This is a genomic window from Arthrobacter sp. Cr_A7 (assembly GCF_029222765.1).
In the GTDB taxonomy this organism is placed as follows: Bacteria; Actinomycetota; Actinomycetes; order Actinomycetales; family Micrococcaceae; genus Arthrobacter.
In genome coordinates, this window is the sequence record NZ_JARHXQ010000063.1 from 50,490 (window position 1) to 68,838 (window position 18,349).

13 protein-coding genes are annotated in these 18,349 nt (G+C 68.1%); 8 read left to right on the forward strand and 5 right to left on the reverse strand.

The window, feature by feature from the left end:
• Positions 1-51: 51 nt before the first annotated feature.
• Positions 52-1,287, forward strand: coding sequence for a methionine adenosyltransferase (gene metK, locus P2Q66_RS03805; protein ID WP_079596195.1), 1,236 nt, complete (start codon positions 52-54; stop codon positions 1,285-1,287).
• An 89-nt stretch (positions 1,288-1,376) separates the two neighbouring features.
• The gene (locus tag P2Q66_RS03810; protein WP_275725682.1) at positions 1,377-3,524 is read left to right on the forward strand and encodes a primosomal protein N'; all 2,148 of its coding nucleotides are present in this window, start codon (positions 1,377-1,379) and stop codon (positions 3,522-3,524) included.
• On the opposite strand, the gene P2Q66_RS03815 is transcribed toward P2Q66_RS03810, so the two are convergent.
• Genes P2Q66_RS03815 through P2Q66_RS03825 form a run of 3 tightly spaced genes read right to left on the reverse strand, consistent with a single transcriptional unit; the run spans position 3,521 to position 6,401 of the window.
• Positions 3,521-4,594, reverse strand: a complete 1,074-nt coding sequence (locus P2Q66_RS03815; RefSeq protein ID WP_275725685.1) for a glycosyltransferase family 1 protein — start codon at positions 4,592-4,594, stop codon at positions 3,521-3,523. The two genes, P2Q66_RS03810 and P2Q66_RS03815, sit on opposite strands and share 4 nt — an antisense overlap.
• On the reverse strand, positions 4,591-5,520 hold the full coding sequence (locus P2Q66_RS03820) for an alpha/beta hydrolase (protein ID WP_275725687.1): 930 nt from the start codon (positions 5,518-5,520) through the stop codon (positions 4,591-4,593). Before P2Q66_RS03820 ends, P2Q66_RS03815 begins: the two co-directional genes overlap by 4 nt.
• A gap of 11 nt (positions 5,521-5,531) precedes the next feature.
• Positions 5,532-6,401: an aldo/keto reductase gene (locus P2Q66_RS03825; RefSeq protein WP_275725689.1), complete on the reverse strand. Its 870-nt coding sequence runs from the start codon at positions 6,399-6,401 to the stop codon at positions 5,532-5,534.
• Positions 6,402-6,547: 146 nt separating this feature from the next.
• Between P2Q66_RS03825 and glpK the strand changes: the two genes are divergently transcribed.
• On the forward strand, positions 6,548-8,062 hold the full coding sequence (glpK, locus tag P2Q66_RS03830) for a glycerol kinase GlpK (RefSeq protein WP_275725692.1): 1,515 nt from the start codon (positions 6,548-6,550) through the stop codon (positions 8,060-8,062).
• A gap of 96 nt (positions 8,063-8,158) precedes the next feature.
• On the opposite strand, the gene P2Q66_RS03835 is transcribed toward glpK, so the two are convergent.
• Entirely contained in the window at positions 8,159-8,395 is a 237-nt protein-coding gene (locus P2Q66_RS03835) for a PEP-utilizing enzyme (RefSeq protein ID WP_275725694.1), read from the reverse strand.
• On the reverse strand, positions 8,374-10,440 hold the full coding sequence (locus tag P2Q66_RS03840) for a PEP/pyruvate-binding domain-containing protein (protein WP_275725697.1): 2,067 nt from the start codon (positions 10,438-10,440) through the stop codon (positions 8,374-8,376). The genes P2Q66_RS03835 and P2Q66_RS03840 overlap by 22 nt, the downstream gene beginning before the upstream one ends.
• Before the next feature lie 297 nt (positions 10,441-10,737).
• On the opposite strand from P2Q66_RS03840, the gene leuS reads away from it, so the two are divergent.
• The 5 genes from leuS to holA all read left to right on the forward strand — a co-directional run bounded on the left by leuS (position 10,738) and on the right by holA (position 18,298).
• Positions 10,738-13,266, forward strand: coding sequence for a leucine--tRNA ligase (gene leuS / locus P2Q66_RS03845; RefSeq protein WP_275725700.1), 2,529 nt, complete (start codon positions 10,738-10,740; stop codon positions 13,264-13,266).
• A gap of 67 nt (positions 13,267-13,333) precedes the next feature.
• On the forward strand, positions 13,334-14,311 hold the full coding sequence (locus tag P2Q66_RS03850; protein ID WP_275725703.1) for a DegV family protein: 978 nt from the start codon (positions 13,334-13,336) through the stop codon (positions 14,309-14,311).
• A gap of 48 nt (positions 14,312-14,359) precedes the next feature.
• Positions 14,360-15,292, forward strand: a complete 933-nt coding sequence (locus P2Q66_RS03855) for a helix-hairpin-helix domain-containing protein (protein ID WP_275725707.1) — start codon at positions 14,360-14,362, stop codon at positions 15,290-15,292.
• A gap of 13 nt (positions 15,293-15,305) precedes the next feature.
• On the forward strand, positions 15,306-17,348 hold the full coding sequence (locus P2Q66_RS03860; protein ID WP_275725711.1) for a ComEC/Rec2 family competence protein: 2,043 nt from the start codon (positions 15,306-15,308) through the stop codon (positions 17,346-17,348).
• A complete protein-coding gene (holA, locus tag P2Q66_RS03865; protein ID WP_275725714.1) occupies positions 17,282-18,298 on the forward strand; it encodes a DNA polymerase III subunit delta in 1,017 nt (338 codons plus the stop codon). Before P2Q66_RS03860 ends, holA begins: the two co-directional genes overlap by 67 nt.
• Positions 18,299-18,349: the final 51 nt, after the last annotated feature.

Sequence of the window (18,349 nt, forward strand, 5' to 3'; positions counted from 1 at the left end):
ACGGGGACATCTCCAACGGGGCGTACGGACTCCAACCAGTAAGGTAGTTGAGTGACTTTACCCCTGCACCTTCCCCAGACCTCCGGCGCCGCGCCCACCGCGCTCCGGCTGTTCACCTCCGAGTCGGTCACCGAAGGCCACCCGGACAAGATCTGCGACCAGATCAGTGACGCTATCCTGGACGCCCTGCTGGCGGCAGATCCGGAATCCAGGGTAGCCGTGGAAACCATGGCCACCACCGGGCTGGTGCACGTGGCAGGTGAGGTCACCACCGACGCCTACGTTGAAATCCCGCAGATCGTCCGCGAGACCATCCTGGGGATCGGCTACGACTCCTCGGCCAACGGGTTCGATGGCGCCCGGTGCGGCGTCTCGGTTTCCATCGGCCAGCAGTCCAACGACATCGCCGGCGGCGTCTTCAATTCGTTGGAAGCCCGCGAGGGACGCCAGGAGGACGACTACGACCTGCAGGGCGCCGGCGACCAGGGCCTGATGTTCGGCTACGCCAGCGACGAAACACCCTCCTACATGCCCACGCCCATCTGGCTGGCACACCGCTTGTCGGAACGGCTCACCGAAGTCCGGAAATCCGGTGAACTGGCCTACCTCCGCCCGGACGGCAAAACCCAGGTGACCGTGGGCTACGACCGGGACGTACCCGTCTCGGTGGAAACCGTGGTCATCTCCAGCCAGCACGCGGAAGGCGCAAGCCTGGAGCAGCTCCGGGCAGACCTGGCCGCCATCGTGATCGACCCGGTCCTGGCAGGCGCCAACCTGGATATTTCGCGGACCAAGAACATCCTCAACCCCGCCGGCGAATTCGTCATTGGCGGCCCCGTTGGCGATGCCGGCCTGACCGGCCGCAAGATCATCGTTGACACCTACGGCGGCATGGCCCGCCATGGCGGCGGGGCCTTCTCCGGCAAGGACCCGTCCAAGGTGGACCGGTCCGCGGCCTATGCCATGCGCTGGGTTGCCAAGAACGTGGTGGCGGCCGGGCTGGCCAAGCGGGCGGAAATCCAGATTGCCTACGCCATCGGCCAGGCCCGCCCGGTGGGCACCTACGTGGAAACCTTCGGCACCGAAACCGTCGATCCTGCCCGGATCAGCGCTGCCATCGCCGAAATCTTCGACCTGCGCCCGCGTGCCATCATCGACGCACTGGACCTGAAGCGCCCCATCTACGCCAAGACTGCAGCCCATGGACACTTCGGCCGCGACGAACCCGACTTCACTTGGGAGCGCCTGGACCGCGTAGACGAGCTGAAGGCTTTCTTCAACGCCTAGGAACATTGCATCCGGGCCCCTGGCGCAAATGTCAGTGCCCGGTGCTTGGCTTGGCATGTCCACCCGGGAGCTGAATGGAGGTAGCCGCAATGGTTGCTGACAACCCAGTCCAGCCCGGGCTGGACTTTCCCGCCGGGTCCGGGCATGCCGTTCAGCCCTCCCTGCTGCAGGGCTTTCCGTCGCGGAAGCTGCCTGCGGGGATCACCCTGGCCGGCCATCTCCCCGTGGCCCGGGTACTGGTTGAGTCGTCCCTGCCGCACCTGGACCGCCCCTTCGACTATGCAGTTCCTGCCGCCCTCGACCACGCCGCCCAGCCGGGCGTCCGGGTCAAGGTCAGCTTCAACGGCCAGGACCTCAGCGGTTTTGTCCTGGAGCGGGTTGCCGAACCGGATGCCGGGCACACCCTGGTGCCGCTGTCGAAGGTGGTGTCCCCGGTCCCGGTCCTGACGCCGGCCGTACGTGACCTGGCCACCGCCGTTGCCGCCCGTTATGCGGGGACCGTGAGTGATGTCCTCCGCGTTGCCGTACCGCCCAGGGTGGCCCGGCTGGAAAAGGAGTTTCCCGGCGCAGGCGCGGAGGCCGGAACGGTTGCGCAGCCGGAGGGCACAGGCCAGGACGACGACGGCCTGCCGCCTGCCCCTGCCTCCGCCTGGGCCGCTTACCGGAACGGCCCCGCTTTCCTCAGGCATCTTGCCGACGGCGGTGCCCCCCGTGCCGTTCTCAACCCGCTGCAGGGATACGGCCCGGCCGGCTGGCCCCGCCTGTTGGCCGAGGCGGCCGCCGCTGCGTACGCTGCAGGACGCGGTGCCGTGCTTGTGGTGCCGGACTACCGCGACCTGGACCGGCTCGAAGGCGCGCTCAAGGAAGTGCTGCCGGAGGAAGCCGTGGCCAGGCTCGCCGCAGATGATGGCCCCACCCCCCGGTACCGGAACTTCCTGCGCCTGCTGGCAGGGACCGCCCGGGTGGCCATCGGCACCAGGTCCGCCGCTTTCGCCCCCGTCAAAGAGCTTGGCCTGGTGGCGTGCTGGGACGACGGCGACGACCTCCATATCGAGCAGCGCGCACCTTATGCCCATGCCCGGGAGGTCCTGCTCCTGCGCGCCGGGCAGGAAGGCGCCGCGTGCCTGCTTGCAGGTCATGCCCGGAGCACCGAGGTCCAGCGGCTTGTGGATGCCGGCTGGGCACTGCCCGTTGAGTCGGAGCGTGCAGCCACCCGCCGGACTGTGCCGCGGGTCGTCAACACCGCGGACAGCTTCGAGCAGGAACGGGATCCGCTGGCCACCATTGCCCGCCTTCCCGGTGCCGCCTGGCGTGCTGCCAAGGAGGGCCTCGAACGCGGCCCGGTCCTGGTCCAGGTGGCCCGCGCCGGCTACGCGCCGTCCCTCGCCTGCGAGACCTGCCGCGAGCCCGCCCGGTGCGGAGCCTGCCAGGGGCCGCTCGCTCTTGCCGGTACGTCCGCCATGCCCCAGTGCCGTTGGTGTTCCACGCCGGCCCCGGACTGGCGGTGCCCGCATTGCGGTGGCCGCCGGCTCCGCAAGGGTGCCACCGGGGTCCTGCGAACGGCGGAAGAACTCGGCCGTGCGTTCCCCGGAAAAACCGTCATCACCTCCTCCGGCGACCAGGTGAAGGCCTCGGTGGGCGGGGGCAAGGCCCTGGTGGTGGCCACGCTGGGGGCCGAACCGGTGGCCGACGGCGGTTATGCGGCGGCTCTGCTGCTGGACGGTGATTCGCTGCTGCGCCGCGAAACGCTCCGTGCCGGAGAAGACACCGTGCGCCGCTGGTTCAACGCCGCAGCCCTGGTCCGCCCGGCACCCGAGGGCGGCCTGGTGGTGGTGACCGCCACAGAGACCGCCGCTGTGGGAGCCCTGCTGCGCTGGGACCCGGCCGGCTATGCACAGCGGGAACTGTCCCTGCGGACCGAACTGCAGCTTCCGCCGGCGGTGCGCATTGCGTCCGTTACCGGGCCGCGCTCCGCCGTCGAACACTACACCGGAGCCGTGGAAGCAGAACTCGGGACGGCGGGCATCACCCTGCGGACTGCAGGCCCGGCACCCGTGCTGCTTAACAGCCAGCCCTCACCCCGGCGCCCGGCCGAGGACGTCCGCACCCTGCTGTTCTTCCCGTACAGCCAGGCGGCCGCTGTCGTCCGCGTGCTGCGGGTGACACGGGCAGCAGCGGCGGCCAAGCGCACCATGGAACCCGTCCAGGTCCGGCTGGACGGGGTCGATGTCCTTTAGCGGCGCCGCTTCACAATTTCTGCCGCGACGTCCACCAGTTGGCGGGCGGACTCCTCCCAGCTGAACTCACGTGCGCGGCTGACGGCCCGGCGGGACGCCTCCTGCCACCGTTCGCCGTCCTGAAGCTTTGCCACCGCTTCGGCGAACTGCTGCGGGGATGCCGGATCCACGTATGTTGCCGCGTCACCGCCCACTTCACGGAAGATGGGAATGTCACTGGCGATGACGGGCGTGCCGAGCGCCATGGCCTCCACCAGCGGAAGGCCGTACCCCTCGGCCCGGGAAAGGCTCACCAGCGCGGTTGCAGTCCTCAGCAATGCGGCATACTCCTCGTCCGTCACGCCGTTGTGGAAGACCACCGAGGCGCCCGGTGGAACCAGGGACTCCAGCTCTGCCCGCCGCTGCGGCGTGATCCTGCTGAGCAGGTGGAGGGTGTGGCCGGGAAGCTCTGCCATGCCGGCCACCATGGTTTCCACGTTCTTGTAGGGCATGAAAGACCCCATGTAGACAATGGACCGTTCGGCACCTGCATCCGCCGGCCGCGGGTCCTGCTCCGGCTGCGGGGCGTTGCTGATGATCCGTACCGGGCGGCGGGTGAGGCGGTACTTGGCAATCAGTGCCTCAGTGGTACGGCTGATGGTGGCCACCGTGTCGGCCCGGTCAAGGAGCAGCCGTTGCGGCCAGAACGCCTTGTGGTAGAGCCGCCACAGCAACCGCACCGGGGCGGGCAGGAACCCGGGCGGTTCCGGGTGCTCGTAGTAGATCAGGTCGTGCAGGGTCAGGACGAGCCCGTACCTGCGCCCCCAGGTGCCCATTGTCTGCATGGGACACACAACAACGTCGGCCCCCAGGGCGTTGACCTTCCGGGCCACGAACAGTTCCAGCGGTGAGAGCGGGCTGCTGATCAGGGTGTAGGGAACGTCCGGGAGCAGTGCCAGCTGCCGGACGTCGGAGATGAGCATGGACACGTCAGCGATTTTTGCGGTCGCGGCGATCAGGCTTGCCCCGTAGCGGCTGATGCCGTCATGGTGGTCAGTCCTGGTGAACCGGGCATCGATGACGATCTTCATGCGGGGTGGTCCTTCAGGAAGCTGCGGATGTAGGTGGCGGCCGGCCCGGGAGTTTCGTAATGGATCAGATGTCCCACCCCGGGAATCACCCGGAGTTCCGCGTCCGGGAGCAGGGCCAGCAGGCGGTGCTGGTCGGGGAGGGTGGCGATCTCGTCCTTCTCGCCGGCGATCAGCAGGACGGGAAGGGCCAGGCGTGCGGCCACCTCCGCAACATGGCTGCTGACCGATGCGGTGAAGGACTCGAGCAGGCTGTCCCGGTTGGCGAAGGCGCTGAAGTAGGCATGGTGCTGGCCGTGGATGAAACGGCGGAGGTTGCGGTCGCCGGTTTTCGCCATCGCTTCGCTCATCACCCGGACGATGAGCGGGCTGCGGAGCAGCGCCAGTCCCAGGGGACGGGGGAGCCGCGCGGCGAGCCGGTAGTACAGCACGGCCAGCCGGGTCATGATTCCCTTGGGCCCCTCGAGGGCCGGAGCGGCAATGGGGTTGATGAGGATCAGCGGGGTAACGGCCGTCGGGTGCTCTGCCACAAAGTGTGCCGCGATGATGGACCCGAAGGAGTGCCCCAGCAGGACCGTGTCCGGTCCCAGATCCAGGGCCGCCATGAAGTCTGTGATGAATTGGCCGTAGCGCTGCACGGAGTGGGGGCCGGAGTCGAAAGGCCCGGAACTGCCGAACCCGGGAAGGTCGGGCATGATGATGCGCATGTCCGGAAGGTGGTCCGCAACGCGCAGGAGGCCGTGATGGTCGCCGCGGAACCCGTGGATCACCAGGATGGTCCGGGTGTCCGGGCCGGTTTCCTGGGGGTCATAAGTCCAGAAGGCGACCTTGGTTCCGTCAAGCTCCACGGTGGAGGCGGTGGTGCGTGCCGCCAGGTCCGGGCTGATGTAGGCAGGCGCGGCTGATGGCCCGGGGTTTGTTGTTTTCATGGATCGTGGCCTTAGTTGACGTTGTCCGGATGGGAGCCGGTGCGCTGTCCCCGCTCAAGTCCTGCGAGTGCAGCCATGTCCCTCTCGGAAAGTTCGAAGCGGAACACGTCCAGGTTCTCCCGGATGCGCGCCTCGGAGCTGGCTTTGGGCACGGCGGCGTGCCCCAGCTGCACATGCCAGCGGAGGATGATCTGGGCGGGGGTCCTGCGGTGTTCCGCCGCGCACGCCTGGACAACAGGGTCAGCCAGGACCTGGCCGCGGCCCAGCGGGCTCCACGCTTCGGTCATGATGCCCAGCTCGCGGTGCTTGCCGCGCAGTTCCTCCTGCTGCAGCCACGGGTGCAGTTCCACCTGGTTGACGGCCGGAACCACTTCGGCCGTCTGCAGCAGGCGGTCCAGGTGGGCAGGCTGGAAATTGCTGACGCCGATGGCACGCACCCTGCCTTCCCGGTAGAGCGTCTCGAGCGCCCGGTAGGTCTCCGGAAAGAGCCCCTTCCGTGGGCAGGGCCAATGGATGAGGTACATGTCCACGTAGTCCAGCCCCAGGTTCACCATGGACGTATCGAAGGCCCGCAGCGTGGCGTCATAGCCGTGGTGGTCGTTCCACACCTTGGTAGTGATGAACACGCCCTCCCTGGACAATGCCGGAAAAGACTCGCCCGACCCGCCGCTGCAAGGTTGCGTGCTGAGCTGCGGGCCGACGCCGCGGGCCACGCCAAGTTCATTGCCGTACATCGCCGCGGTGTCGAAACGCCGGTAGCCGGCACCTAGTGCGACGGCGACCAGCCCTTCCGCGTCCCGGGCAGGCACCTTGTACAGCCCGAAACCGAGCTGGTCGATCAGCACGCCGTTGTTCAGGCTGAGCTTGGGTGAGGTTCTCATACCATCGACTCTACCCAGTCAGTGTGGCCTGGCCTTCGAAATGCGCCAGCCTCCGCGCGGTGGCTTCCAGGGCTTGTCACGAGTCCGGTGCGATCATTGCAGGGACGGGCGCTTGCCAACAGCCGCCACCAAGACAAGGACGTCACATGAACCAGTACATACTCGCCCTCGACCAGGGCACCACCAGCACCCGCGCGATCATCTTTGACCACGGCGGGGCGGTCGTCTCGTCGGGCCAGATGGAACACGAACAGATCTTCCCCCAGGCGGGATGGGTTGAGCACAGCCCGGCCGAGATCTGGAACAACACCCGGGAGGTCATCGCCTCCGCCCTTGCCAAAGCAAACCTGACACGGCACGATATTGCCGCCGTCGGAATCACCAACCAGCGCGAAACCGCTGTGGTGTGGGACAAGACCACCGGCGAGGCCGTGTACAACGCCATCGTGTGGCAGGACACGCGCACCCAGGGCATCGTGGATGAGCTGGCCAGGGACGGGGGAGCGGACCGCTTCAAACAGAAGGTGGGCCTGCCGCTGGCGACCTACTTCTCCGGCAGCAAGATCATGTGGATCCTGGACAACGTGGAAGGGGCCCGGGAAAAAGCCGAGGCCGGTGACCTGGTGTTCGGCAACACCGACGCCTGGGTCCTCTGGAACCTGACCGGCGGCGTGGACGGCGGAGTCCACGTCACCGACGCCACCAATGCCTCCCGCACGCTGTTCATGGACCTGGAGACCCTGCAGTGGGACGACGAAATCCTCGGGATCTTCGGGGTCCCGCGGTCCATGATGCCGGACATCAAATCCTCCTCGGAGGTGTACGGCCGCGTGCATACGTCCCAGTTGCTCAGGGAAACTCCGGTGGCCGGTATCCTGGGCGACCAGCAGGCGGCGACCTTCGGCCAGGCAGCCTTCCAGGCCGGCGAGGCCAAGAACACCTATGGCACCGGCTGCTTCCTGATCTTCAACACCGGCGAAGAGATCGTCCATTCCAGGAACGGCCTCCTCACCACGGTGGGCTACAAACTGGGCGACGCCGCACCCCACTACGCCCTGGAAGGTTCCATCGCCGTCACCGGCTCCCTCATCCAGTGGCTGCGGGACAACCTGGGAATGATCAGCAGCGCTCCCGAGGTGGAAACCCTGGCCGCATCGGTCAAGGACAACGGGGGTGTGTACATCGTGCCGGCGTTCTCCGGCCTGTTCGCCCCCTATTGGCGGTCCGATGCGCGCGGCGCCATCGTGGGCCTTACCCGTTTCGTCAACAAGAACCACATCGCCCGTGCCGCACTGGAAGCCACCGCATTCCAGACCCGCGAGGTGCTCGACGCGGTCAACGCGGACTCCGGCGTGCCGCTCACCGAACTGAAGGTCGACGGCGGCATGGTCGCCAACGACGCGCTGATGCAGTTCCAGGCGGACATCCTGGGCGTGCCGGTCATCCGTCCCATGGTGGTGGAAACCACTGCCCTCGGCGCAGCCTATGCCGCAGGCCTCGCCGTCGGCTTCTGGAAGGACCTCGGCGAACTCTCGGCCAACTGGTCCGAGGACAAGCGCTGGGAACCCCAACTGGACCAGGCCGAACAGGACAGGCAGCTGCGGCTGTGGAGGAAGGCCGTCACCAAGTCCATGGATTGGGTGGACGAGGACGTGAAGTAACCCAATTTGAACGAGGAAAACGGCCCCTGCCCCGCCCGCTCCGCGGTGCCCACCACACCCGGGCGAGGGGCCGCCTTCCTCGTTTCCTGGCTTCTTTCAGCCCTCGTGGGTTTCGATGGTGCCGGCGTTGCCGTCGACTGTTACTAACTGTCCCGTTCTCAGGACGTGGGTGGCGTTGCCCGTGCCCACCACTGCGGGGATGCCGTATTCGCGTGCAATCAGGGAGGCGTGCGCTGCCAGATTGCCGCCGTCGGTGACTACTGCCGCGGCATCGGTGAAAAGCGGGGTCCAGGCCGGCGCCGTGACCCTCGCTACCAGGACTTCGCCCGGCATGAACCGGGCGAACTCCCCGGGGCCGTCAACCACGCGCGCCCGGCCATGGCCCGGCCGGGACTGGCCGGATGCCCCACGATGGCACCGCCCGGCAGGTTCCTGGTGCTCCGGGCCGAATTGGCAATGCGGTCAAAGGCGTTGCCCAGCAGCGGCGGCATCCTACCCAGGGTCAGCGGGGCTGCCAGCTTCCGCTGCCGGAGCCAGTCAGCCCGGCGCCGGGACACGGCGTCCTGCTGGGGCGGCGCGTCCGTACGCAGGGCATCCAGCGTCACGAAGTAGACGTCGTCAGGGGCCGCGATGATTCCGCGGTCATGGAGACGGGCGCCCAGCTCCGCGGCACAGCGGCGAAGCAGTGGCCAGCCCAGGGTGAAGTCCCGGACCTGCTCTTCGCGGAGGATTGCGTAGTGCTGTGCCACGCTCAGGAGGACTTCGAACTTCTCCAGCCGAGGGGTTCCCCTGAGTACCGCGCGGCACGCCGCCTCAGTTATTGTTCGCCGCTCAGCTGCCACCGTGGCGGGAAGCGGCCCGGACGTGCCACCCGGCTCCGCGTGGGAGGGGAAGCGTTCACCCGCCGTCGGGTGGTACCAGTCGATGCTGTATACGGCATGGGGAACAACGGCAGGCAGGGGCGACAGGCCGCCCAGAAGGACCTGGTACCCCATGGCGTTCTCCGAACCCGGTGCTGCTGCTGCGAGCGCGCCGGCGAGGTGCCGGCGCCAAAACCTGCCCAAAGCAACTTCCATTTTCCATGCGGCGCCGCCTGTGGCCGAAATAAACCAGAGGTATTCCCCAGCCTGCCGGGCCACCTCATCCACAACGGCAATCAGTTCCGGCATTGTTGCAGCAGGCACTGCCGGCCGCGATGAGTCGATAAGGGCCTTGTAAGCAGGCAGGCACTCTTGGCGCCATGTGCCCTCAAGGCCGCGAAGGACCTTCCTGTCCGCACCTGCCGGGTCGAACGTGGGCCGCAGGACCGCGTTGATGAAGAACGACAAGGACTGTCTGGCCGCCCCACCGAAGAGCATCCGGGGGATGGACGTGGGACTGGGCGGGGAAAGGTAATACCAGCCGTTGACCACCCCGCTGCGCACGGGCGCGGCGACTCCCAGGGTCTCTCCCAATGTCCCGTTGAAGGCGTCATCAATCCGCGGGACCAGCCAGTCCATGAATAAGGGCGTCACAGGTTCGGGCAGCCACTCGCCCAGCCGGAAATTCCGCACCCAGATACCTTTGCCTGGCGGTTCCCACACCACGGGATCAGGCAGGGCGGTCATCGGGCGGGCCTGCAGGATCTGGACGTGGCCGGCGCGGTCCACCGCCCATTCAATGTCCTGCGGGCAGCCGAAATGCCGGGCGATCCTGCCCGCGACGGCGGCCACCGCCGTCGCGGTTTCACCCGAGATGACTGCGCCCTTCCCGCGCGCCGGCACAGGCAGTCCCGCCCGGACGATCCATTCCTGTCCTGTCTGCAGGCCCGAGACGAGGCTTTCACCCAGCCCCGGGACAGCGGAGATGACGGTTTCGCTGCGGTCCCCGGTCAGGGGGTTGGCGGTGAAGGCGACGCCTGCGGCCGCGGCATCCACCATCTGTTGCACCAGGACGGCCATGCCCCCGCCTGCCTGAGCCGGACCAAGGTCATCGCGATGCTGCTGGAGGCTGGACTCGTAGGCGCGGATGCGGTCCGCCGTGGCAGCGTCACAACAGCGTTCGACGGCGGCGGCCAGGCCAGCGGCGGACACGTTGAGGTAGCTCTCATACATGCCCGCGAACGACGCCCCGGGCAGGTCCTCGGCGGCGGCAGAGGACCTGACTGCATAGGGGCCGGACCCGGCCCTGCGGGCGGCGGCCTGGAGTGCACCATCCAGCCCGGCGCCGGCGTCCTGCGCCCTGGCTGCTGCAAGGGCAGTGCCGGTTACAACGAAACCGGCAGGGACCGGGAACCCGGCTGCGGCCAGCCCTGACAGCGCCGCGGCCTTGCTGCCGACGGTTTCCCTTGCCAGCGCGGCGGGATGGCCCAGAGGGGGAAACAGGATGTCTTCGCTCACGGGAGTCACCGGTCCGGATCAGTTGTTGCCTCGCGGACCCCAGTGTATTCCTGCGCTGCCGCGCCGGACAGGGCCGCGCATGCGGCGGCACCGCGATGCTTCGGTGCGCTAAAGTAGTTCCATGCGTGCGATCCTTCTGCTTAGTTAGCCGCCAGGTGTCCGGGACACGGACAGCTGAGCGGCAGCCCCTCCATGGTGAGGGGCTTTTGTGTGTCCGGGAGTATTTCCGGTCCGGCAGCAGGAGGATCAGGCCGTTATGGCAGCACAGATGCCGTAACAGAACAGAAGAGGGCAGCAGTGGGCGTTCAGCCGGAGACAGAGACCGGAACAGCAGCAACAGTGGCGGCGGATGGGCCCGAGGAGGGCACCTACAGCTTCACGGCCATGGAGGCCAAATGGCCCCAGGTGTGGGAAGACCTGAAGGTCTTTACCCCTGTCGACGACGGATCACGGGAACGCCGGTACGTACTGGACATGTTCCCCTACCCGTCGGGCGACCTGCACATGGGCCACGCCGAAGCGTTCGCCATGGGGGACGTGGTGGCACGCTACCTGCGCCAGCAGGGCTACGACGTGCTCCACCCGATCGGCTGGGACTCCTTCGGGCTGCCTGCCGAGAACGCCGCCATCAAGCGCAACGCCCACCCGAGCGAGTGGACCTACGCGAACATCGACACCCAGGCGGCGTCCTTCAAGCGCTACGCCATCTCGGCTGACTGGTCGCGCCGGCTGCACACCTCGGACCCCGAGTACTACCGCTGGACGCAGTGGCTCTTCAAGCGCTTCTACGAGCGCGGTTTGGCATACCGGAAGGACTCGCCGGTCAACTGGTGCCCGAAGGACCAGACTGTCCTTGCGAACGAGCAGGTTGTCAACGGAGCCTGCGAGCGCTGTGGCACCACGGTCACCAAGAAGTCGCTGAACCAGTGGTACTTCAAGATCACCGATTACGCCGACCGGCTGCTGGATGACATGGAAGAGCTGCGGGGCCACTGGCCCGAGCGGGTCCTGGCCATGCAGAAGAACTGGATCGGCCGCTCCGAAGGTGCCCACGTCAACTTCGTGATCGAGGCCGACGGCGGCAAGCCCGCCAAGGACGTCACGGTCTTCACCACCCGCCCGGACACGCTGTACGGCGCCACGTTCTTCGTGGTGGCAGCCGACGCGCCACTCGCCGTCGAACTCGTCACGGAGGAGCACGCCGCTGCCCTGGACGAATACCGCGAGAAGGTCAAGGCCCTCACCGAAATCGAGCGCCAGTCCACCGAACGGGAAAAGACCGGCGTCTTCACCGGCCGGTATGCCGTGAACCCGCTGAACGGGGAGAAGCTTCCCGTCTGGGCCGCCGATTACGTCCTGGCTGACTACGGCACGGGCGCCATCATGGCCGTCCCCGCCCATGACCAGCGCGACCTCGACTTCGCCCGCAAGTTCGACCTTCCCGTGCGCGCCGTCCTGGACACCGGCGAGGAGGACCCTGCAGTATCCGGCACCGCCACTACAGGGGAGGGGACACTGATCAACTCCGGCGATCTGGACGGCCTGCCCAAGTCCGAAGCCATCCCCGCCGCCATCGCCATCCTGGAAAAGCAGGGCACGGGCGAAAAGTTCGTCAACTTCCGCCTGCGCGACTGGCTGCTGAGCCGCCAGCGCTTCTGGGGCACCCCCATCCCGATCATCCACTGCCCCGCCTGCGGCGAGGTGGCAGTTCCGGACGAGCAGCTGCCCGTCACGCTCCCGGCTGACCTCCGCGGCGAGGACCTGTCGCCGAAGGGGACATCCCCGCTGGCTGCCGCCGAGGCCTGGGTCAACGTTGAATGCCCCAACTGCCACGGACCTGCCAAGCGGGACACCGACACCATGGACACGTTCGTGGACTCGTCCTGGTACTTCCTGCGTTTTGTGTCGCCGCAGTACACGGAGGGTCCGTTCGATCCGGAGAAGATCAACGACTGGATGCCGGTGGGACAGTACGTGGGCGGCGTGGAGCACGCCATCCTGCACCTGCTGTACGCGCGGTTCTTCACCAAGGTCATCCACGACCTCGGCATGATCGACGCCGACGAGCCGTTCAGCGCCCTGCTGAACCAGGGCCAGGTGCTCAACGGCGGCAAGGCAATGAGCAAGTCCCTCGGCAACGGTGTTGACCTCGGAGAGCAGCTCGACAAGTACGGCGTGGACGCCGTCCGCCTGACCATGATCTTCGCCTCCCCGCCTGAGGACGACGTCGACTGGGCGGACGTGTCGCCGTCGGGCTCCGCGAAGTTCCTGGCCCGGGGCTGGCGGCTTGCGCAGGACGTCACCAGCCAGCCCGGTGTGGACCCCTCGGCTGGTGACCGGGCGCTGCGCTCCGTCACGCACCGGACCATTGCCGATGCCGCGGCGCTGCTGGACAGCAACAAGTTCAACGTGGTGGTGGCCAAGCTGATGGAGCTGGTCAACGCGACCCGCAAGACCATCGACGCCGGCGCCGGCGGGGCCGATCCTGCTGTCCGCGAGGCGGCCGAGGCCGTTGCCGTCATCCTCAGCCTCTTCGCGCCGTACACGGCCGAGGACATGTGGAACGTCCTGGGCCATCCCGCTTCTGTTGCTAACGCCGGCTGGCCTACGCACGATGAGGCGCTGCTGGTCCAGGCGACCGTCACCGCCGTGGTCCAGGTTCAGGGCAAGGTCCGCGACAGGCTCGAAGTCTCCCCGGACATCAGCGAGGACGCACTGCGTGAACAGGCCCTGGCCAGTGAAAACGTCCAGCGCGCCCTCGACGGCCGCGGCATCCGCACCGTTATTGTCCGCGCACCTAAACTGGTGAACATCGTCCCGGCCTAGCATCCAGCAAGCCGGCTCCGGCCACCGGAACAATTCCGGTGGCCGGTCACCGACACCAGGAGGCCACTTGCCCGAGAGAAACACCGCCGCCTGGACCTGGTTCCGTGCGCGCCTGGCGGGCCTCCGCCCCCCACCCAGGCCGGGAGCCGCCGTCGTACGCACCGCGGTGGTGACCGACTCCGCTGCTGCACTGCCGGCGGAGTGGGTGAACGGGCTCAGAGCAGAGGGACTGCTGACGGTCATTCCGATGCCCGTGATGGTGGGCGCGGAAATTTACGGCGAGGGCGAAGACGACATCCTCGAGACCATCGCGCTGGCCCTGGCCGCAGGAAAGGCGGTGAAGACGTCGAGGCCTTCCCCGGGCCAGTTCGAAAATGCCTACCGTGCCGCCCAGCGGCTGGGATACGAGGCCGTCGTGTCCATCCACATCTCCGGGGAACTTTCGGGCACGGCTGACGCCGCGCGGCTCGCTGCTGCGCGGGTGGACATTCCCGTGGAAGTGGTTGACTCACGCACCGTCGGCATGGCCCTGGGTATGGCGGTACAGGCCGGAGTGGCGGCCGCGGCCGCAGGTGTGGACGCAGCCGGGACCGCTGCTGCCGCAGCAAGCCAGGCTGCCCGCACCACAGTGTATTTTTACGTGCCCAGCCTTGAGCAGCTCCGCCGCGGCGGACGGATCGGTGCCGCGGCCTCCCTGGTGGGAACCATGCTCGCCATCAAGCCGATTCTGGCCGTCGATGAGGGCAAAATCGTTCCGCTGGAAAAAGTGCGTTCAGCGGCCAAGGCAGTGGCGCGCCTGGAGGAAATCGTTGCTGCCGAGGTGAAAGCACGGAATGGGGCGGTGCGGCTGGCCGTCCACCACTTCGGAAACCCGGAGGAAGCCGAAAGCCTGGCCGTCCGGCTGTCGGCGGCGCTGCCCCACTGCCCTCCCGCCCAGATCAGTTCCCTGCCGGCCGTGCTGGCCGCGCATGCGGGGCTGGGCGTCCTCGCCGTCATCGTGGGCCAGGAACCTGCCGAGGCTGATGCGGCGCAACTGTCCACATAGCCGCCGCCGGTCCTGTTGCCGCGTGGCGGGTGTACCTAGCGTGAAGGCATGTCACGCCGGGATGCTGGAGCAGCAGGTCATCAGGCGCGCCATGCCAGGGACAGGCTGCAGGCCACCCTTGGGCCCGGCCCCGGGGGCCTCCTGCTGGAAGGGAGCGGGGAGCAGGCGTTTGAATACCTGGGCCCAGAGCAGGGGGACTCGGACGGCCACGAGGGGCACGGGAACGGTGAAGGCCCCGAATCCCTTGGCTCCCCGAAGGTGGGGCCCGCGCTGCGGTGGCGGGTGGGCATACGCGTCGCCATCCTCCTGGGAATCCTTGCCGTAGCTGCGGGGGCGCTGTTCTGGTGGCAGACCGCATCCGGGCGGCCGGAAATCCTGCCCCTGAGCGGAATCAGTCCGGGCGGCACCGAAGCGACAGGCGGGGACGCAGCGGAAGAAGGTGCCGGGGAGCCGGAGGCCGACGCGCAGCCTGGCGGTGGCGTGGAGCCTGGGGGAGGGGATCCCTCGGCCCGTGATCCGTCCCCCGGCACGGTGGTGGTCCATGTCGCCGGTGCCGTGGCCAGCCCGGGCGTGGTCCACCTGCCCGCCGGAAGCCGTGTCCACGAGGCCATCGCGGCCGCCGGGGGCGGAACCCCGGATGCCGACCTGAACCGCCTCAACCTTGCCCTTGTTGTCGAGGACGCCCGGAAGATCCACGTCCCGCGGCACGGGGAAGCAGCTCCGGCGGGACCGGAGAGTGCAGGAACCCCTGATCCCGGCACCGGTGGGGCTGCGGGCGCACCGGCAGGAGCGAAGATCAATATCAACACGGCGGAGGCCGCCGAACTTGATGCCCTGCCCAAGGTAGGCCCGGTGCTGGCCCAGCGGATCGTGGACTGGCGCAAGGAACATGGAGCGTTCAAGAACATTGAGGAACTGGATGCCGTTGACGGCGTGGGGCCCAAGATGCTCGAGGCGTTGCTGCCCCTGGTGACCGTATGAAGCGGGACCGGCCATGAACGGCAGCCGGATGGGCGGCGGTAAAGAACAGATGAGGCCCAGCCCCTGGAGCCGCTACGTGGAGTCAGCCGTCCGGGGCGGGCCAGCTGATGCTCCCTCCGTCGAAGCGGGCGCGGTAGGGAACCGGGCCCCGCTGCCTGCCCGGGATGCCCCGGCCGGCCATTCGGGGCAGCGCCGTTCGGGACGGCGGGCGCCCCGCCCCGCAGGGCCCCATCGCCGGGAATTCCGTGAATACGGCGGAAGGCTTGTCCAATACGCCCGGGAGCGGGCCGGCACCAAGGGGGCGGGACAGGGGAACGACGCCGGCAGTGAGGCCCCGCGGCGCCGCACCGACGTGCGCCTCGCATTGCCGGCCGCCATGGTCTGGGGCGCATCCATCGCGGGGCTGTGGCTGACGCCGTCCGTCCTGGCTGTGCTGTGTATCGGGTTGCTTGCCCTGGCGGCGCTTCTGCTGGTTCGGCTTTCACGGCTCGCCGGCCGCACACCTGCCCGGCGAAGCTTCCTCGCCACCACTGCTGTGGCCTGCGTGCTGGCCGCTGCCGCCGCGGCACACTCCTCCACAGCATCAAGCCAGCGGTTCGATGGCCCCTTGGCCGCGGCCATAGCCTCGGGCAAGTCCGTTGTGGCCGTCGTCGAGGTGGCCGGGGCGCCGCGTGCCCTGGACGCGCCCGGGCAGGCAGGGCCGCCGGCGCGCTGGTCGGTTCCGGTCTGGACCCGGGAGGTGACCACGGGCGGGATGTTGCTCCGGACCCGCGCGCAGTTGGTGGTGATGGGCGGCGACACGTGGGCAGCGCTGGTCCCCGGGCAATCCGTGCGCGCCACCGGAAAGCTCCGGCCTCCGGACCCCGGGCGGCAGGAGGCAGGCACCCTTACCGCGTCATCCGCACCGGGCATGTCCACCGGCGGGGAGGGGCTGGAGGGTGCGGCCAAGGATTTGCGGACGCGTTTTGTTGCCGCCTCGGCCTTTCTGACGCCTGATGCCGCAGGCCTGCTCCCGGGAATGGTCACAGGGGATACCAGCGCCCTGGATCAGGGGCTGGAAAACTCAATGAAAGCGGTGGGCATGACGCACCTGACGGCAGTCAGCGGAGCCAACTGCAGCCTGGTTCTCGGTGCCGTCCTGCTCGCCTGCAGGCGGTTCCGCCTGCCGCGCATTCCTGCGGCGGCGGTTGCCCTCACCGTTTTGGGGCTGTTCGTGGTGCTGGTGGGCCCGGATGCGAGTGTCCTGCGGGCAGCCTTGATGGGGGCTGTGGGGGTGGCTGCGTTGGCGGGAGGCCGCTCCGGCCGGGGACTGAGCTTCCTCTGCCTGGCCGTTATGGGATTACTCCTCCTGGACCCCGGGCTTGGCGGCAGTTTCGGCTTCCTGCTGTCGGTTCTCGCGACGCTCGGGATTATCGTCCTGGGCCGGCGCATCATCGAGTGGACGCCTGCTGCAGTTCCCCGCTGGGCAGCTGCAGCCGTGGCGGTCCCGTTGTCGGCCCAGCTCCTGTGCGGGCCGGTGATTGTGCTGCTGCAGCCCCAGTTCTCCACGTATTCCCTCCTGGCCAACGTGGTCGCTTCGCCGCTGGTGGCACCCGTGACGCTGCTGGGGACAGCGGCCGTTCCCCTCGTTGTCCTGGCACCCTGGCTGGCCACCGTGCTGATCGCGGTGGCGGGGACGTTCAGCGCCGGGGTTGCCGGCACGGCCCGGATCGCCGCCCGGCTTCCTGGCTCGGCCCTGGCCTGGCCCGAGGGCGTGCCCGGGCTGCTGTCCATGGTGCTTTTTTCGGTTCTGACTGTGAGTGTTGTGTGGGCGGTGGCCCGGCCCCGGCAGGCCATGGACCTGGTTCTCGCTTCGCACCGGCACACGGTGGTGCTCCTTGCACTGCTGGAGCGGCACATCGCTGCCGTCCGCGCCCGCTGCGGCTTTGACCGCGGGCCGGGACGTGGCAGGCTGGGATACTCCACAAAACTTTCCGGAAGGAACCCCCGATGGCCGCTGCGCAAAAGCGAGCAACCCGTTCCCCGGCGTCGAATGCCGCCACCTGGCGTGACGTAACCCCTGCCGCCGTCGTCCTGGTCAGCGGGCCTGAGGAATACCTCGGCATCAGGGCCATGGACACGATCCGTGCGCAGGTCCGGGCAGCGGCTCCGGATGTGGAAGTGAGCCGCATCAATGCGGCAGGCTACGAGGCCGGGACGCTGCTGATGCAGGTCAGCCCGTCACTGTTCGGTGAAAGCAAACTGATCGAGGTGGAAGGCGTCGAAGCCATGAACGACGCCTTCCTCGCTGACGCCCTTCGGTACCTGGACCATACGGAACCGGACGCCGTGCTGGTCCTGCGGCACGCCGGGGGAACGCGCGGCAAAAAGCTCCTGGACGCCATCAAGAAGGCCGGCTGGCCCGTGGTTGACTGCCAGCCCCTGAAAAAGGACGCCGACAAGATGGCGTTCGTTTCCGCCGAATTCAAAGCCGCGGGGCGCCGCATTGAACAGGAAGCCGTCCTTGCCCTCGTCAACGCGGTCGGAGCCAACCTTTCCGAGCTCGCGGCCGCATGCAGCCAACTGGTGGCAGACGCCGGCACCACAGTGACGTCGGAAGTGGTGGACCGCTACTACGGAGGGCGGATCGAGGCCACCGCATTCAAGGTGGCAGATGCCGCGATGGCAGGCAACGGCCCCTTGGCGCTGTCCACGCTCCGCCACGCACTCGCTACCGGCGCCGACCCCGTTCCGCTCGTGGCAGCCCTCGCCGCCAAACTGCGCACCGTAGCCCGGGTGGCGGGAGCCTCCGGTTCCTCAGCCCAGATCGCATCCGAACTGGGAATGCAGCCCTGGCTGGTGGAACAGGCCCAACGCGACGTCCGCCGCTGGACACCGGAGGGGCTGGTCCGTTCCATCCAGGCAACTGCCGAAGCCGATGCCCAGGTCAAGGGATTGTCCCGCGACCCGGTGTATGCGGTAGAGCATGCCGTGACGGTGATAGCGATGTCCGCCCAGGGCAGGTAACGCGTCCCCGCGCCCGTACATGCGGGGGCCGCTGACCCGGTTCCCGCGCCC

What these genes read in the sequence shown, in the direction of transcription:
- glpK (WP_275725692.1), top strand. Translation starts at nt 6,548, where the DNA reads ATGAACCAGTACATACTCGCCCTCGACCAGGGCACCACCAGCACCCGC.
- P2Q66_RS03815 (WP_275725685.1), bottom strand. Translation starts at nt 4,594, where the DNA reads ATGAAGATCGTCATCGATGCCCGGTTCACCAGGACTGACCACCATGAC.
- P2Q66_RS03835 (WP_275725694.1), bottom strand. Translation starts at nt 8,395, where the DNA reads ATGCCGGGCGAAGTCCTGGTAGCGAGGGTCACGGCGCCGGCCTGGACC.
- P2Q66_RS03820 (WP_275725687.1), bottom strand. Translation starts at nt 5,520, where the DNA reads ATGAAAACAACAAACCCCGGGCCATCAGCCGCGCCTGCCTACATCAGC.
- P2Q66_RS03860 (WP_275725711.1), top strand. Translation starts at nt 15,306, where the DNA reads ATGAACGGCAGCCGGATGGGCGGCGGTAAAGAACAGATGAGGCCCAGC.
- P2Q66_RS03825 (WP_275725689.1), bottom strand. Translation starts at nt 6,401, where the DNA reads ATGAGAACCTCACCCAAGCTCAGCCTGAACAACGGCGTGCTGATCGAC.
- P2Q66_RS03855 (WP_275725707.1), top strand. Translation starts at nt 14,360, where the DNA reads ATGTCACGCCGGGATGCTGGAGCAGCAGGTCATCAGGCGCGCCATGCC.
- holA (WP_275725714.1), top strand. Translation starts at nt 17,282, where the DNA reads ATGGCCGCTGCGCAAAAGCGAGCAACCCGTTCCCCGGCGTCGAATGCC.
- P2Q66_RS03810 (WP_275725682.1), top strand. Translation starts at nt 1,377, where the DNA reads ATGGTTGCTGACAACCCAGTCCAGCCCGGGCTGGACTTTCCCGCCGGG.